At 31.6% G+C, this 16,548-nt stretch carries 18 protein-coding genes and 1 tRNA gene; 12 read left to right on the top strand and 7 right to left on the bottom strand.

Annotated elements, in window-relative coordinates; translation table 11 throughout:
* Positions 1–14: 14 nt before the first annotated feature.
* The 5 genes from PBN93_RS04050 to PBN93_RS04030 are packed head-to-tail and all read left to right on the top strand — an operon-like array spanning position 15 to position 4,972.
* On the top strand, positions 15–893 hold the full coding sequence (locus PBN93_RS04050; protein WP_271081496.1) for a hypothetical protein: 879 nt from the start codon (positions 15–17) through the stop codon (positions 891–893).
* Positions 894–938: 45 nt separating this feature from the next.
* Complete coding sequence (locus tag PBN93_RS04045; RefSeq protein ID WP_271081495.1) at positions 939–1,940, top strand: glycoside hydrolase family 113; 1,002 nt, start codon at positions 939–941, stop codon at positions 1,938–1,940.
* Positions 1,927–2,661, top strand: a complete 735-nt coding sequence (locus PBN93_RS04040; RefSeq protein ID WP_271081494.1) for a hypothetical protein — start codon at positions 1,927–1,929, stop codon at positions 2,659–2,661. The genes PBN93_RS04045 and PBN93_RS04040 overlap by 14 nt, the downstream gene beginning before the upstream one ends.
* A gap of 3 nt (positions 2,662–2,664) precedes the next feature.
* Complete coding sequence (locus PBN93_RS04035) at positions 2,665–3,927, top strand: POTRA domain-containing protein (RefSeq protein ID WP_077399014.1); 1,263 nt, start codon at positions 2,665–2,667, stop codon at positions 3,925–3,927.
* Between the two features lie 25 nt (positions 3,928–3,952).
* Positions 3,953–4,972, top strand: a complete 1,020-nt coding sequence (locus PBN93_RS04030) for an N-acetylmuramoyl-L-alanine amidase family protein (RefSeq protein ID WP_077399012.1) — start codon at positions 3,953–3,955, stop codon at positions 4,970–4,972.
* On the opposite strand, the gene PBN93_RS04025 is transcribed toward PBN93_RS04030, so the two are convergent.
* From PBN93_RS04025 to PBN93_RS03995, 7 genes are all read right to left on the bottom strand, one after another.
* Positions 4,969–5,667, bottom strand: a complete 699-nt coding sequence (locus tag PBN93_RS04025; protein ID WP_271081493.1) for a TIGR04283 family arsenosugar biosynthesis glycosyltransferase — start codon at positions 5,665–5,667, stop codon at positions 4,969–4,971. The two genes, PBN93_RS04030 and PBN93_RS04025, sit on opposite strands and share 4 nt — an antisense overlap.
* Positions 5,654–6,400 (bottom strand): DUF547 domain-containing protein, encoded by a 747-nt coding sequence (locus tag PBN93_RS04020; protein WP_271081492.1) that lies wholly within the window; start codon positions 6,398–6,400, stop codon positions 5,654–5,656. The genes PBN93_RS04025 and PBN93_RS04020 overlap by 14 nt, the downstream gene beginning before the upstream one ends.
* 45 nt (positions 6,401–6,445) lie before the next feature.
* Positions 6,446–7,261: a purine-nucleoside phosphorylase gene (locus PBN93_RS04015; RefSeq protein ID WP_077399006.1), complete on the bottom strand. Its 816-nt coding sequence runs from the start codon at positions 7,259–7,261 to the stop codon at positions 6,446–6,448.
* A complete protein-coding gene (locus PBN93_RS04010; RefSeq protein ID WP_171974452.1) occupies positions 7,254–7,907 on the bottom strand; it encodes a TIGR04282 family arsenosugar biosynthesis glycosyltransferase in 654 nt (217 codons plus the stop codon). Before PBN93_RS04010 ends, PBN93_RS04015 begins: the two co-directional genes overlap by 8 nt.
* A complete protein-coding gene (locus PBN93_RS04005) occupies positions 7,888–8,346 on the bottom strand; it encodes a rhodanese-like domain-containing protein (protein WP_271081491.1) in 459 nt (152 codons plus the stop codon). The genes PBN93_RS04010 and PBN93_RS04005 overlap by 20 nt, the downstream gene beginning before the upstream one ends.
* 124 nt (positions 8,347–8,470) lie before the next feature.
* Positions 8,471–8,578, bottom strand: coding sequence for a GIY-YIG nuclease family protein (locus PBN93_RS04000; RefSeq protein ID WP_139344194.1), 108 nt, complete (start codon positions 8,576–8,578; stop codon positions 8,471–8,473).
* Between the two features lie 49 nt (positions 8,579–8,627).
* Positions 8,628–8,700: transfer RNA gene (locus tag PBN93_RS03995), tRNA-Phe, on the bottom strand.
* 100 nt (positions 8,701–8,800) lie between these two features.
* On the opposite strand from PBN93_RS03995, the gene PBN93_RS03990 reads away from it, so the two are divergent.
* The 7 genes from PBN93_RS03990 to PBN93_RS03960 all read left to right on the top strand — a co-directional run bounded on the left by PBN93_RS03990 (position 8,801) and on the right by PBN93_RS03960 (position 16,524).
* Entirely contained in the window at positions 8,801–9,529 is a 729-nt protein-coding gene (locus PBN93_RS03990) for a type III pantothenate kinase (RefSeq protein ID WP_271081490.1), read from the top strand.
* Complete coding sequence (locus PBN93_RS03985) at positions 9,530–10,807, top strand: hypothetical protein (RefSeq protein ID WP_077399002.1); 1,278 nt, start codon at positions 9,530–9,532, stop codon at positions 10,805–10,807.
* A gap of 38 nt (positions 10,808–10,845) precedes the next feature.
* Positions 10,846–12,234 carry a hypothetical protein gene (locus PBN93_RS03980; RefSeq protein ID WP_077399000.1) on the top strand — a complete coding sequence of 463 codons (1,389 nt, stop codon included), beginning with the start codon at positions 10,846–10,848 and terminating at the stop codon, positions 12,232–12,234.
* A 1-nt stretch (position 12,235) separates the two neighbouring features.
* Positions 12,236–12,841 carry an LPS export ABC transporter periplasmic protein LptC gene (lptC, locus tag PBN93_RS03975; protein WP_245799569.1) on the top strand — a complete coding sequence of 202 codons (606 nt, stop codon included), beginning with the start codon at positions 12,236–12,238 and terminating at the stop codon, positions 12,839–12,841.
* The gene (locus PBN93_RS03970) at positions 12,838–13,038 is read left to right on the top strand and encodes a hypothetical protein (protein WP_077398998.1); all 201 of its coding nucleotides are present in this window, start codon (positions 12,838–12,840) and stop codon (positions 13,036–13,038) included. The genes lptC and PBN93_RS03970 overlap by 4 nt, the downstream gene beginning before the upstream one ends.
* A 3-nt stretch (positions 13,039–13,041) precedes the next feature.
* Entirely contained in the window at positions 13,042–14,331 is a 1,290-nt protein-coding gene (locus PBN93_RS03965; RefSeq protein WP_271081489.1) for a hemolysin family protein, read from the top strand.
* A gap of 90 nt (positions 14,332–14,421) precedes the next feature.
* A complete protein-coding gene (locus tag PBN93_RS03960) occupies positions 14,422–16,524 on the top strand; it encodes a peptidylprolyl isomerase (protein WP_077398994.1) in 2,103 nt (700 codons plus the stop codon).
* The last annotated feature ends 24 nt before the right edge of the window (positions 16,525–16,548 follow it).

Here is a 16,548-nt window from a genome sequence, read left to right as displayed (position 1 = left end):
TTAACTATTATAATATGAAAAAATTACAATCATTAGCTCTAGCATTAGGTTTGTTAACAGCCTTTGCAGGTTACGCACAAGAAGATGAAACGGATACACAAAAAAGTAACATACAACAGTATACGCCATCTAAATTAATAGGTAAGGGTAAGTTAGATATTAAGTGGTTTAACAATATTTACACAGAAACTAAAAGCACATTTGCAGATGGTAAGCAGCCAAGACAAACATTTTTTACCTCTACATTAGAAGGTTATACAGGTGTTGGTGAAAACAATAGGTGGAATGTGGGTGTAATTTTAAAAATACGCTCTAACTCCATAGGAGGAACAAAAACGTTAGATGCTTTAAAGTTTAAGAATGAAGACGGAGTAGCTAGAGCTGGTTTAACATCTTTTGCGCCGTCTGTAAAGTTTGTGCCTTTTGAGTCTGTTGGGAATTTTTCTATACAAAGTTCTTTGTATATACCTTTAGTAGATAATGAAACTGAAAATGGTGTTTTTTTAGATCAAAATGGATTTATATGGCAAAACAGATTTTTTTATGATTATACTTTTCCAGGAGACAAATGGCAAATATTCTCTGAGTTAAATACAGAGCTTAATTTTGGCGAAGAAGAAAAAAGTTTTGCAAATAACAGTTTAAATTTAACCCCAGGTGTTTTTTTAAGTTATTTTCCTACAAGTAAATTTACAGTTTTGGCATTGGCACAACACTCACAACGTATAGATTTAGGTAATAATTTTAGCCAGAATTATACAGCATTAGGTGGTGGCACAAAATACCAGCTAACAAACGCACTAAACTTAGAGTTGTTGTATACAAATTTTGTTGGAGGAGATAATACAGGTTTGGGAGAAACATTTAACTTAGGGCTAAGAGCAATTTTTTAGGTCTAAACTTAAATAGCTTATTTTAGTTGCCTTAAAACATAGTTTGTGAAAAAAATTGGTATACTATTATTATGCTTTTTGCAGTTTTCTTGCAATAGCCAAGTTTCTAAAAAAATTAATGGGGTAAGCTTTGTGTCTTCTAGGGACAAGGTTACACAAAAAAATATAACGCCTATTTTGGCTATAAACGCAAACGCAGCATCTGTTATGCCATTTGGTTTTATAAGAGATGTTAATGATCCACAATTAATTTTTAATTCGGATAGGCAGTGGTTTGGAGAGCGTAAAGATGGTATAAAGCATTATGTAGATATTTTGCATGCTAACAAAATGAGTATACTATTAAAACCGCAAATATGGATTAGAGATGGCAAGTTTACTGGTACTTTAGAAATGGATTCAGAAGCGCACTGGCAGATGTTAGAGAAGTCTTATTCAGATTTTATTTTAACCTACGCCGCTTTAGCAGAAGAGGTAAATGTAGATATTTTTTGTATTGGTACCGAACTTGAAAAATTTGTGCTGCAAAGACCAGATTTTTGGAGCAAGCTTATTGTAGAGGTAAAAAAAGTATATAAAGGTAAATTAACTTATGCAGCCAATTGGGATGAGTACACAAGAGTGCCTTTTTGGGAAAAATTAGATTATGTAGGTGTAGATGCATATTTTCCGTTATCTAAAGATAAACACCCTACTGTAGCACAATTAAAAACGGGTTGGCAGCCACATAAAAAGGCACTAAACCTAATGTCTGTAAATTTAAGTAAACCAATTTTGTTTACCGAATATGGTTACAGAAGTATGGATTATACAGGAGAAAAACCTTGGCTGGTAGACCGTAATAAAACAAATGTAAACCTAGAGGCACAATCTAACGCTACAAAAGCAATTCTAGAAATGTTTTGGGACGAAGATTGGTTTGCTGGGGGCTATGTATGGAAATGGTTTATAGATCATGAAAATGTTGGAGGTAAAAACGATAATAGGTTTACGCCGCAAAATAAGCCAGCAGAATTGGTTTTAAAACAATATTATGGACTTAAGTAAATTAAATTATTGTTTTCTTTTTTTAATTTTAATAATCTACGGTTGTTCTGAAGATAAATTAAGCAGTATATCTTCATTACAGGCAGTTTTAGATAATGAAATTGTAGTAAAAGATAATGTTATTGCTTGTGCTGCTAGTGCAGATAAACAAGGAGAAGTAAATGTATTTTTTTATCCTAGAGAGGGCGCAACTAATTTTAGATATTTTGAAACCCAAACCATTAATGTAGATAAAAATAATTTTGAAGATTATACAGAAAAAACACCAGAGATATTAGATGTTTTTAATGGAAAAATAAAGCGCTTTGTTGTTAGCAGTACTCAGGAAAAGTGGGTGATTGTGAGTTTTATTGAAGATGGAAAAATACATATTTGTAATCCAATTTATTTAAAACATATAACTAAACCTACAGAAAAAATAAATACATTAGCTATTGATGGCGTAATGCCTACAATGCCAATTTTTTCTTGGCAAGATGGTTTGTATACAGATTCTGCTATTTATTTTCAGGTAGTAACAGATAGTGAAAACAATTTTTTATCAGGCACTTATACTTATGATAAAATGTTTCAGTACTACAAACTAAACAATGTAGTGCTAAATATAACAACCAAGCAACCACCAACTTTAAATAAATCACTAACCTATGGTTTTACGTTAATGGCAGTTAGCCAAGATAATTGGGTAAATATGCTTACAGAAACCAACTTTTCTCCCTAAATTATGAAAAAGCTAATTTACTTGTTTTGTTTTGTTTTATGTAACACTTTGTTTTCTCAGGAATTAAAAATAACGGATGTTAGTTTTACTGGTACAAAAAAAACTAAAGTATCATTTTTAAAAAAAGTAGTACCAATTGTTGCTGGTTCTGTTACAGATTCTACAACCATATTAGAAACTGTAAACCAATTAAAAAGGCTTCCGTCTATAGCAAATGCTACTTTTAAGTTAAGCAAAAACAATGTAGATAATAGCTATAATTTGGTGTTTATGGTAGAAGAAAATTTTACTATAATTCCGTTTGCCAATTTGTACACATCTTCTAATGACGAATTTGCTTTTAGGGTTGGTATACAAGAGTTTAATTTTACTGGGAGAAATATTACCATTGGTGGTTTTTATCAAAAAGATATATTTAACTCTTATGGCTTATTATTTAGAGCGCCCTATTTATTTAGTGCAAAGGCGGGTTTGGCATTAAGTTATAATAACCTTAAAACACAAGAACCTATTTTTTTTGATGATACAACGGCAGATTATAAGTACCATAATGAAGCTATAGAAGTTTTAGGGTTGTATCAATTTAACCAGCGACATAGTGTAGATTTAGGAATTAATTTTTTCACAGAAAAATACAATTACATACGTGGTGCAACTAACCCAAATGTGCCACAGGCATTAGATGTTAACAAATTCTCGTACAAGGCTATATATAAATACAGCAATATAAAATACCATTACCAATATTTAGACGGGTTTAAAAGTACTTTAAACTCACAATACGTAAATAGTTCTACAAAAGAATTAGATAATTTTTTTGTAGCGTTTAATGACTTTGTGTATTACAAAAGAATAGGCGAGCGTGGTAACTGGGCTAATAGGTTGCGAGTTGGTTTGGCTACAAATAATGATACGCCTTTTGCGCCATTTTCTGTAGATAATAATGTTAATTTAAGAGGTGTAGGTAATATTATAGATAGAGGCACTGGCTCTATAGTTTTAAATACCGAGTACAGGTACACTTTAGTTGATAAAAATTGGTTTGTATTGCAAGGAAATACATTTGTAGATGCTGGTACATGGCGTAATCCTGGAGGAGAATTAAATGACTTTGTAGATTCTGATAATTTAAGAGTGTATCCGGGTTTGGGTGTGCGTTTTATTCATAAAAAGATTTTTAATGCCATTTTTAGGATAGATTATGGGTATGGAGTAACAAAAAATGCATCAAAAGGGTTGGTTTTTGGAATTGGGCAGTATTTTTGATAATATTTGCTTAAAAGACCATTAAATGATATTGAAAAAAACACTTGTTTTAGTTGTAATGCTAGTATTAAGTAGTGTTGAGCTATATTCTCAAGATAAAGAAAAAACAGTTGTGGCTCAAAAAGGAGAAGGTATTTATACTTTACTTCGTAAGTTTAATATGAGTCCGTCTAAATATTATTCAGATTTTATTGCCCTAAATAAAGATAATTTAAGAAACGGTAAATATTTGTATGAAGGTAAAACATACATAATACCAGACAGGTTAATAAAAGTAGATGGAAAAGAAGAGTTGCCAGCTATTGTAAACGGATATCCAATTTTTGGAAAAAAACACGCTACAGTACAACGTAAAAGCAATAAACTTAAGGGTGCTGTTTATTATTTAATTTCTGGTCACGGTGGTCCAGACCCAGGAGCTGTTACCAAATACGGTAAAAAGTTAATATCTGAAGATGAGTATGCGTATGATATAACATTGCGCTTGGGAAGAGAGTTAATATCTCACGGGGCTTTAGTTTATATTATAATTAGAGATGAAAATGATGGTATTAGAGATGGCAAATTGCTACCTGTAGATTATGATGAGGTTTGTTATCCAAACAAAACTATACCGTTAAACCAAGTAGCTCGCTTAAAACAACGTGTAGATGCTGTAAACGACTTGTATATGCAAAATAAAGGCAAATACCAAAGGCTAATAGTTACGCATATAGATAGTAGAAGTGTTGGTCAAAATATAGATGTTTTCTTTTACCATCATGAAAAAAGTAGTAACGGCAAAAGATTGGCAGAGAGTATACATAAAACGTTTGATTCTAAATACAGAGAATACCAGCCTAACAGAGATTATACAGGAACTTTTTTAGATAGAAGTGGCTTGTATTTGGTAAAGAACACTATACCTGCAATGGCATATATAGAGATAGGGAATATTAAAAATAAAAAGGATCAAAAAAGGATACTTGTAGCAGAAAACAGGCAGGCACTTGCAAAATGGATTAGTGAAGGTGTGTTGCTAGATTATTCCAGAAATAAAAACTAGTTAGCTATATTTTTTTTATAATAATTGTATAAATCTTCTGGGCTTTTGCCTAGTAATTTTTTTAAATGAATTACCCCAAAATGGTATTGTAACTTTACGGTACCTTTTTGTTGGTATTTACGTGCAGATGTAGTTACCTTATCTTGTATAACACTAAAATTTGTTGCTTTGTAAAGCCGATCTATAAACTCGCCATCTTCATAAATTATGTACTCTTCATTAAAACCATTTAGTTTAACAAATAAATTTTTGGTAATAAATAAAGATTGGTCTCCACCCCTACAAACTTTATGATTTATACGTGTAAACCAAGCAAAAAATTTTAGAAAAAAACTGTCACTATCAAACTGCATTCTAAAGCTACCAGCAGCTTTTTGGTTTGTTATGGTTTTTAATATTTTACAGTCAAAATTATAAGGAGGTATGGTGTCTGCGTGCAGAAAATAGAGAATTTCTCCTTTGGCTACTTTTGCACCAGCATTCATTTGTTTGGCACGTCCTTTTTCTGAAGAAATTACAGTACTATTTAAATTGGTTGCAATAGCAATTGTATTGTCTGTGCTGCCACCATCTACTACTATTATTTCATCAATTTGTTTAAGGGTGCTACGTGTGTTAATTTCATTAATTAGTTTGGCTATAGAGGCCTCTTCATTAAAAACAGGTATTATAATGCTTAGCTTATTTTGCTTCATTTAAGCTCCAGTTATAATCAATATATTTAACCTTAGCATTGTCATTTACCTGTGTTGCAGAGTATTTGTTTATAAAGCCAATTAGAGTTGTGTTCTCTGTAAAATCACCCTTAAACCATTTAAAAATTTCAGACAACTCTACTTTGTTAGCGCTAATAATATTACGCTTTTTATCAGCAATAAAATCTAAAGCAGCATTTTCTAACTGTGCTTCTATAGTATCTGCTAAAAATGCTTTGTTAACTAATTTAGGGCAAGAGTATGATGCGCAATTTATAGCAAAATGTATGCGAGGTTCATTCATTTTACGTAACACTTTGTGTTCTACATATCCTAAAGAATACATTTTGTCTCCAATGGCAACAACATCTTTATCCCAAGGAGACCTAATGTCTTTAATGCTTTTAACAGGGTAGTTGTCTACTATTAGTTTAACAGTGCCTGCATTGTAAAGGTTTATATAATAAGCAAGCTTATCGTTTTTAGACCAATTTTTGGCAGGAGAATTATCTTGCAATAGTTTAAGATAGGCCTCTAATTCTGCTTTGTTTTTTACAAAAGCTTTGTAATTAACATCACCATTAGAGTTTACATTTTTTTGTAATAAAGCATTCCACTTTTGGTGACTAGGTACCTCGCTAAAATTTTCTTCTATAATTTTAGGTGTAGATCCAAAATAAAAGAACCCTATTATTGATAAAAATGCAGCTATTGCAGATATTTTATAAGCCATTTTCAAAATGTATTTTTATAGTTTGTCTTTTTTAGGTTTTAAAACTTACAATGTTTTAAGTAATTCTCTAAAAAGCTTAATCATTTGTGGCTCTGTTTCTCCAGCAATTTTAATTATTTCTTTAATATTTGCAGGCTCAAGGTTGTCTGGGTCGCATTCATCTGTTAAGACAGAAACAGCCACTATAGGTAATTTTAGGTGGTTTGCTACAATTACTTCGGGTACGGTACTCATACCTACGGCATCAGCGCCAATAATTTTTAGCATTCTGTATTCTGCTTTAGTTTCTAGTTGTGGACCAAGTACAGCTGCGTAAACACCGGTGTGCATAGTTATATTTTCTTTTTTCGCAATGTTTTTTATAGTATTCCTCATTTCAGTGTCATACGGGTTTCCCATATCTACAAAACGCTCGCCAAACTGAGAAACACCTTTAAAAGCAAGGGGAGAACCTCCTAAAAGGTTTATGTGGTCTTCTAAAAGCATAATGTCTCCTTTTTTAAAGTCTAAGTTAATAGCTCCGGCAGCATTAGATATAAACAATTTTTTTATACCAAGCTTGTGCATTACGCGTATTGGGTAGGTAACATCTTGCAGGTCATACCCCTCATACATATGAAAACGCCCTTGCATAACAACAACTGTTTTACCTTCTAGTGTGCCGTAAATTAATTTTCCTGAGTGAAATTCTACAGTTGCTAAAGGAAAAAAAGGAATATGGTTGTAATGTGCTTCAATAGGATTTTCTATTTCATTTGCTAAATTTCCTAATCCGGTACCTAAAACTATTCCAATTTCGGGAGCATTAAAGCCTTTATTTTGTAAATATGCTACAGAATCTTCAATTTCTTGTTTAATCATTTTTTATATTTTTTAAAAAAGGTTTAAAAGCATCAATGTCTTTTATATCTTCATAATAATCAACATCGTTTTTTGCTTCAAGTAACTTTATTTTTTCGTCTTTTAAGTTGTTTAGTGTGTCTTTAAGCACAGTATTGGTTCCCCAATCTTTATTCTCAAAAACCGCATGATTAAGTTTTTTCATTCCTAATAAATAATAACCGCCATCAGTTGCTGGGCCTACAACAAAATCATTATTAAGTAAATGGTTAAAAGCATCTTGTATGTCTGCTGTATTTAAATCATATAAATCACTACCAATTATAATAATGTTTTTATAACCATCTGCAAATCCTTGTTTAAAAGCATTCATCATACGAGTACCTAAATTACTTCCATCTTGTAACTTTTTTTGATAGATGGTACTGTCCCAGATATCATTTTCTCTAATAGCTACAGAGTAATGTACTTGTTTGTCTGCGTTTAGTTTAGTAGTAATGGAAACTGTGTGGTTTAATAGAAACTTGTAAATATCTAATGCAATTTTGTCTCCAGTTTTAGCTGCCAAACGTGTTTTGCATTTTCCTAATTCTGGGTTACGGGTAAAAATTAACAGTAAGTTTTTATTCAATTTTTTCAAAATATAATTAATAAATTTTCTCGGCATTGGTCACTAATTTAGACCAATACTTACTGTGTGTATGTATTTTGTTTGTTTCTAAACTGTCTTTAGAGTAAACGGGATTATTCTTGTTTTTCCATTCAAAAATGCCTCCATAAAGGTTTTTTATGTTAGTATAGCCAGCAGCGGCTAGTTTTTCTCCAACATCTTCAGACCGTATGCCAATAGAGCAATAAACTATTATCTCTGTGTCCTTATTTTTTATTTTTGATGTTACTTTGTTAATATCAAAAAAATCATATCCAACACAAATGGCATTTTTAATATGACTAACGTTATATTCCTTTTCTTCTCTGGTGTCTAGCAAAATTGCATTTTGTTTAGTTAAAAGAGAATCTACAGAAATGTAAGTAACACTTTGTTTATTGTGTTTTTTTAAGAGTTTTTTTATTGTTGGTTGTGCAGAACTATAAATTGGTGCCAACAGAAAGAGGTATAATAGTAATATTAGTTTTTTAATCACAAGTATGCTTATTTTAGGTAAAGATAAGATTTTGTGTTTTGTAATAAAACTGATAAAATTAAAATAATGTTGAGTTTTGGTAAACTTAAATTATTGATATGATTTTTAACCTATTTTTAAGATTAGAAGTTTCTCCAATATAGAATCTATCAATAGATTTACTGTATAGAAAATAGATAAAGTGCTGTTGCATAGGGTAAAGAAAAGAAAAAACCCGAACATTTCTGATCGGGTTTTTAAAGTGGTGCCTCCAGGAATCGAACCAGGGACACATGGATTTTCAGTCCATTGCTCTACCAACTGAGCTAAGGCACCATGCCGTTAAGCGGGTGCAAATATAATTTCTATTTTCGTATATCCAAACAAAAATTGAAAAAAAGATTAAACTTTTTTTAAGTTTTATAATATTTGTAAAATGAATTTAATTGTAGATGCAGGTAATACCTCAGTAAAACTGGCGGTTTATAAAGGAAAACAACTAATTTTTTCTGATGTTGTTGTGCTTAAAAATTTTTTAGATTTAGTAAAAGAAACTTTTTTAGAGTATCCAGACATTAAAGATGCTATTGTTTCATCAGTTGGCCATTTAGGAGAAGATGAAATAACTAAGCTTGCGGTATATTGTAATGTGCATACTTTAAGTGTATCAACAAAAATACCTTTTAAAAACTTATATAGTACACCAAAGACCTTGGGTGTAGATCGTATAGCACTTGCAACAGCTGCTTTTTACAATAATACAGGTAATAACACTTTAGTGATAGATGCTGGTACTTGTGTAACTTATGATTTTATAAATGAAAATGGCGCTTATTTAGGAGGTGCTATATCACCAGGTGTAGCAATGAGGTTTAAAGCTATGCATAACCAAACGGCTAAATTGCCGTTATTAGATAAAAATGGTGAAATTGAGTTAATTGGGAATTCTACAACATCTTGCATAAAAAGTGGCGTAATTAATGGAATTTGTTTAGAAATAGATGGGGTTATTAAAGAATATAAGGTTAGATTTGCAGATTTAACAGTTATTTTAACAGGCGGCGACGCTCATTTTTTGTCAAAACGATTAAAAAATACCATATTTGCGCATTCCAATTTTCTCCTAGACGGACTTAATTATTTGCTGGAATACAACAAAGACTAAATGATAAGAAAAATAATTATTGCAATAGTATGCTGTATGGCAGGTACTATTTACGCTCAAAACGGCACAGTTTCTCCATACTCTTATTTTGGAATTGGAGATTTAAGATCTATAGGTTCAGTAGAAAATCAAATGATGGGTGGTATTAGTATGTATGCAGATAGTATACATATAAACCTAAATAACCCAGCGGCTTATGCTAGGTTAAGACAAACTACGTACACTGCTTCTTTATCTAGAAAAGATATCAACTTTAAAGGGCAAAATTTATCAGATAACTCATCTGTAACTAATTTAGATTATTTAGCAATTGGTTTTCCAATTATTGATGACAGGTTGGGAATTGGTTTTGGTATAAAGCCATTTACTTCCTCTGGTTATGAAATAGAGGAGAGCCTTACCAGTGCAGACAACGGAGAAATTACAAACGTTTTTTCTGGCGATGGCGGTGTAAATTCGGTTTTCTTCTCAGCAGGTGTTAAAGTATTAGAAGATTTTACCGTTGGTGTTACTGCTAATTATTATTTTGGTGTTGTGGACAGTAGAAGAGTACAGGATGTAGAAGATGTACAATATGGTACTTTTGATTTTAGAAACTCTAGGGTAAACGGTGCAAATTTTAAAATATCTGCTAATTATACTCCAATGCTTACAGATAAAATAAGAATGAATACTTATTTTGGTGTAGAAACACAAAACAATTTATCATCAGAAAATACTAAAACTATTGGGTCTTTTTCGTCTAGTACAGGGCAAGAAATAGAAACTATAGAAGTAGACTTAGATAATGCAGGTTTAGCTAACAGAGGTGTTACAATACCAACAACAACTACAGTTGGCTTAGGTTTTGGACAAGACAGAAAATGGTTTTTAGGAGCGGAGTATAGCGCACAAAAATTAGAAGATTACAGAGCCCCGTTTTTTGTGGTTAACAATTTAGCGTACAAGGATGCTTCAAAAATTGCTTTTGGCGGGTTTTATATACCAGATTATACTTCTTTTACAAATTACTTTAATAGAATAACATATAGAGCAGGAGCAAGGTTTGAGAACACTGGCATGGTTGTAAATAACGAAGACATTAAAGACTTTGGCATAACTTTTGGATTAGGACTACCATTGAATGCAGTTAACGATCCTTTTTCTAATATAAACATTGGTTTTGAAATTGGAAAAAGAGGAACAACAAATGCAGACCTTATTCAGGAAAACTATTTTAAAGTTAACCTAGGAATATCTCTAAACTCTAAGTGGTTTAGAAAAAGAACAATAAATTAAAAAGAGTTTATAACCATTAATAATAAAAACCAATTAAGATGAAAAAGAAACTTTACTTTATAGCGATTGCTTTTATAAGCGTTATGGGTGTAAGCTATGCTCAGGAAACGGCTGCTGCTACAGTTGATAAGTCGGAATGCCCAAATAACTTTCAATTATATGCACAGGATGCAAAAGTTAAAAACTATGATGCTGCATACGGGCCTTGGAAAAAGGTTTATGATGCATGTCCAGATTGGCACGTAGCTAATTACCAATACGGAGAGCGTATTTTAAAGCATAAAATTAAAAATGCTTCCGGAGCAGAAAAAACAGAATTTATAAATATGTTATTAGGGTTGTATGATAATTACATTAAATATTATCCTACAAAAACATCTAAGGCAGAAGTTATTATAGATAAGCAGTTGTTAAAGTATGATAACAAATTGTCTACAGATGAAGAAGATTACGCTGCATTAAGTAAGGCTTTTACAGAAGATAGAGCTCACTTTAAAAGTGTAAAAGCATTATACTTATATTTTTCTAGCCTTGTAGATTTACATAAAGCTGGTAAAGAAGAATTGCAGACTGTTTTTGATGTATATGACGATGTAACAGAAAAAATTGAAGAAGATAACAAAGCTTTAACTGCTAAAATTAGTAAATTGTTAGCTAAGGAAGATGCTGGTACAATTACTAAAAAAGAAGCTAATAACTTAAGAGTTTACAGTGCAAACTCTGGTAACTATGGTAAAGTATCTGGTAGTATAGATTCTAAATTAGGAGATTTAGCTAACTGTGAAAACCTAATACCATTATACGAGAAAAATTTTGAGGCTAAACAAAATGATCTTAAGTGGGTAAAAAGAGCAGTTGGAAGAATGTACTCTAAAGATTGTTTAGATTCTCCAATGTTTAAAAAATTATTTGAAAAGCAATTGGCAATGGAGCCATCTGCAAGTGCTTACTTATATTCTGCTTCTTTAAAATTAAAAGCTGGTGATAGTAAAGGTGCATTAAGTGATTTTACGCAAGCTAGTGAGTTAGAGACAGATCCTTATAAAAAAGCAGATATCTTATATAAAATAGCAGCAAGGTATAGTAGAATTAGTAAGTCTACATCATACAGATACGCAGGTAAGTCTTTAGAGGCAAACCCATCTAACGGAAAAGCTTACTTATTAATGGCTAGCTTAGTATCTAGTAGTGCTAACGATTGTGGTTCTACTAAATTTGAAAAATTAGCTGTAAACTGGAAAGCTGCAGAATTGGCAAGAAAAGCAGGTAGGGTAGATCCTTCATTAGGTTCTGCTGCAAGTTCTGCTGCTAGTAGATACTTACAAAGAGCGCCTACTAAAACAGAAATTTTTTCTAACAACATGCAAGGCAAAACAGTTAGCTTTAAATGTTGGGTTGGTGGTAGTGTAAAGGTGCCTAACCTATAAGATGATTACAGTAAATACATATAAATTTTTTAAGAGCATTGCCATAATTTGTTTTATGGCAATGCTTTTTTCGTGTAAAGATAATTACAAACGTGTAGGGGTAGAGGCAACTAAGTTGGTGTATCCGCAAGGTGTTGCAAATGATTTGGTTTTTACCTATACAGAAACAAAAGAACCCGTTAAGGATAAGCAAGAAATAACTACTAAAGTTTTAGCTATTTTAACAGCACCTGTTAGGGAAGATTTTAATAACTTAACATTTCCTAAAGAAGTATTTCCTGAGGGATTACAGGTAGAATTTTTTGATGACAAAAATCAAAAAAGCATTATAACGGCAGATTATGGCATTAGTTATTCTTCTACAAAATTAATAAGTTTACAAGGTAATGTGGTTATAAATACACATGATGGTAAACAGTTTAAAACACCACAGCTGTTTTATGATCAGGTTAATAAATGGATTTTTACCCAAGAAAAATTTGAATTTATAAACCCAGAAGACGAATCTGTTATGTATGGTGAAGGTTTTGATTCTGATAAAGACTTAAAGCAAGTAAATGCGCATAAAACAACAGGCTTAAAAACAATAAAAGACGAAGAAATATGATGAAAATTTTAAGGTATACAGAGGTTTTATATTTGGTAGTAGCTATACTAGCAAGTTTTAAAATGTATACACTTTGGCGTGCTAATGAAGACTTTTACTTATTTGCTTTTTTTGCGGTTATTTCTATTGGTATGTATTTTTTTAGAAGACATTACCGTAAAAAGTTTGAGAAGAGAAAACAAGATAATAATTCATAACTCTTGGTAACATCAATCATCATTATTGTTGTGTCATTATTGCTTTCTGCATTTTTTTCAGGAATGGAGATTGCTTTTATATCTGCCAATAGAATACACTTAGAGATAGAAAAAAAACAAGAAGGTATTTTACCAACTGTTTTGTCTAAACTAACAGCAAAACCATCTAAGTTTATTGCAACTATGCTAATAGGTAACAACATAGCATTGGTTGTGTATGGTATGTATATGGGAGATTTACTCATGAACTGGTTTGTAAGTCTATTACCAACAAATAACAGTTTTTTAGATTTACTACTCACGGACTTTGGTCTGCTTTCGCAAACCATTATATCTACATTAGTAATTTTAATTACAGCAGAGTTTTTACCAAAGGTATTTTTTCAAATTTATGCCAATTCATTTTTAAAAGTATTGGCAATACCTGCATATTTTTTCTACGGATTATTCTCTTGGATTTCCAATTTTGTAATTAGTGTGTCAGATTTTATCTTAAAAACATTTTTTAAAACGGATGGCGATCATAGTCAGCTTGCATTTAGTAAGGTAGAGCTAGGAGATTACATTACAGAACAACTAGAGACCGTTAATACTGAAGATGAGGTAGATTCTGAAATTCAAATTTTTCAGAATGCATTAGAGTTTGCTGCTGTAAAAGCAAGAGAGGTTATGGTGCCACGTACAGAAATTGTAGCCGTAGAACTGCATGATACACCTAAAAACTTAACTAAATTATTTACAGAAACTGGTTTTTCAAAAATAATGGTGTATAAAGAAACCATAGATAATATAATAGGCTATGTGCACTCTTTTGAGCTTTTTAAAAAACCAAAAACCATTAAAAGTATTTTACTACCAATAGAATTTGTGCCCGAGACTATGTTGGTTAGTGATATTTTGGACTCACTTACCAAAAAAAGGAAAAGTGTAGCTGTTGTGTTAGATGAATATGGTGGTACAGCAGGTATAATGACGGTAGAAGACATTGTAGAAGAATTATTTGGGGAAATTGAAGATGAACACGATACTACAGATTTGGTAGAAGAGCAGTTGGCAGAAGATACCTATAAATTTTCTGCAAGGTTAGATGTAGACTATATAAACGAAAATTATAAGCTAGAACTTCCCGAGAGTGATGAGTATGAAACTCTAGGAGGTTTAATAGTAAACGAAACAGGAGAAATACCCGAAAAAGATTCGGAAATTAAAATTGAAAACTTCAATTTTAAAATAATAGAAGTGTCAAATACTAAGATAGATTTGGTAACCCTACATATACTTGAAAAAGAGTAGGTTTTTAGTGTTAAAAATTTGATAAAAATTAAATTTTAAAACCCAAAAAGAAATGGTATTTTTGCCCACTGATTTTAAACATTTTATAAAATGGCGATTTTAGAGAACATAAGAAAGAGAACAACTGTATTAATCCTAATTATAGGTTTAGCCTTATTTGCATTTGTAATCTCTGGTATTTTTAGTGCAGATGGTATGTCTGGTGTAAAAACAGGTACTACCGTTGCAGAAATTAACGGAAAAGATATTTCTATAGACAAATTTAGAAGAGAGGTTGAGGCTGCTTCTAATCGTTTTGGTGCTGGTGCAACTTCTATGCAAGTGGTAAACAGTGTATGGGATCAAGAAGTGAAAAACGCTATTTTAAGTGAAGAGTTTGATGATTTAGGGATTTCTATAGAGCAAGACCAAATTATAAACTTTGTAGCATCTACTCCAGGTTTTTCTCAAAACCCACAATACCAGAATGAAAACGGTGTGTTTGATGAGTATATTTTTAAAGAGTTTATTTCTAATTTAAAAACAGAAAACCCTGCACAATATGCTTTGTGGCTTCAGCAAGAGCAGGCTATTATACAAGCGGCTAAAGAACAAACTTATTTTAATTTAATTAAAGCTGGTTTAGGAGCTACTTTAAAAGAAGGTGAGTTAGATTATAAATTAGCTAATGATAAAATTGACATTAAATACGTAAGAGTTCCTTATACTTCTATAGCAGATAGCTCTGTTGCGGTAAGTAAAGATGAAATTGCAGCTTATATAAAGGATCATAAAGAAGATTTTAAGCAAGAAAAAGCAAGAGATTTTCAGTTTGTATACTTTGAAGAAAAGCCATCTTTAGAAGATGAAAAAGCTGTAGAAGCTAAAGTAGTTTCTTTATTAAATGATAAAGTAGAGTATAATGACACTATTTTAGGTTTTAAAAACACTAAAAATGTAGAAGAGTTTTTAGATCGTAATTCAGATTTAAAGTATGACACTATTTACAAAACTAAAAACCTACTATCTCCAAAATTTGCAGATACTATAATGGCGTTAAACATTGGTGATGTTTACGGTCCTTATCGTGATGGTAACTACTTTAAAGTTACTAAAATGATGGATAAGAAAAAAGATGGTAATGTAAAAGCTAGTCATATACTTGTTGCATGGGAAGGTGCAGAGAGAGCAAATCCAGAAGTAAAAAGAACAAAAGAAGAGGCTAAAAAAATTGCAGATGATTTATTAAAAGATGCTAAAAAAGGAGATGTTGAGTTTTCAGTTTTAGCTCGTGATAATTCAGATGGACCTTCTGCATCTAGAGGTGGAGACTTAGGTTATAGCCAGCAAGGTAGAATGACACCAAAGTTTGATGAATTTATGTTTAGTAATAATGTTGGTACTATTGGCTTGGTAGAAACAGAGTTTGGTTACCACATTGTAAAAATTGATGACAAGCAAGACCTAGTTCGTGTTGCAACTTTAGCAAGAGCTATAGAAGCTTCAGAAGCTACAATAAACTCTTTATTTACCCAAGCCACGCAATTTGAAAGTGATGCTAAAGATTCTGATAAAACATTTTTAGAATTATCTAAAGAAAGAAAATACATTGCAAGACCAGTTAATAAAATTAAAGCTATGGATGAAAATCTTCCTGGCTTAGCTGCACAAAGAGCAATTGTACAATGGGCTTTTAATGAGGATTCTAATGTGGGTGATATTAAACGTTTTCCTGTAAACAATGGTTATGCTGTTGTACAGTTAACAGGTAAATATAAAGAAGGTTTAATGTCTGTAGAGGATGCTTCATTTATGGTGTTGCCTAAATTAAGAAAAGAGAAAAAAGCAGCACAAATTATAGCAGCAAATAAAGGAAAAACTATAGATGCTATAGCTAAGGACAACAAAGTGTCTGCATCTACAGCTTCTGCATTAACTATGAAATCGCCAACAATACCAGGTGCTGGTAGAGAGCCGTTTGTTGTAGGTAATGCTTTTAGTTTAAACCAAGGTGATACTTCTGGTTTGTTAGAAGGAGAAACAGGTGTATTTATGTTAACTGTTACCAACAAAGAAGAAGCTCCTAAATTAGAGAATTATAGTACTTATGCTAATATGGTACAAACAACAGCTATGCAGAGAGCTAATTCTACAGTAATAAATGCGTTAAAAAAGTCTGCTGAAATTGAAGATAACAGAGCAATGTTCTACTAGTAGAAATTGTTTAATAATCATATT

The organism is Cellulophaga omnivescoria (assembly GCF_027915275.1).
Classification (GTDB): domain Bacteria; phylum Bacteroidota; class Bacteroidia; order Flavobacteriales; family Flavobacteriaceae; genus Cellulophaga; species Cellulophaga omnivescoria.
The sequence above is the reverse complement of the archived record's forward strand: the minus strand, read 5'-3'. Positions and strand labels throughout refer to the sequence as shown.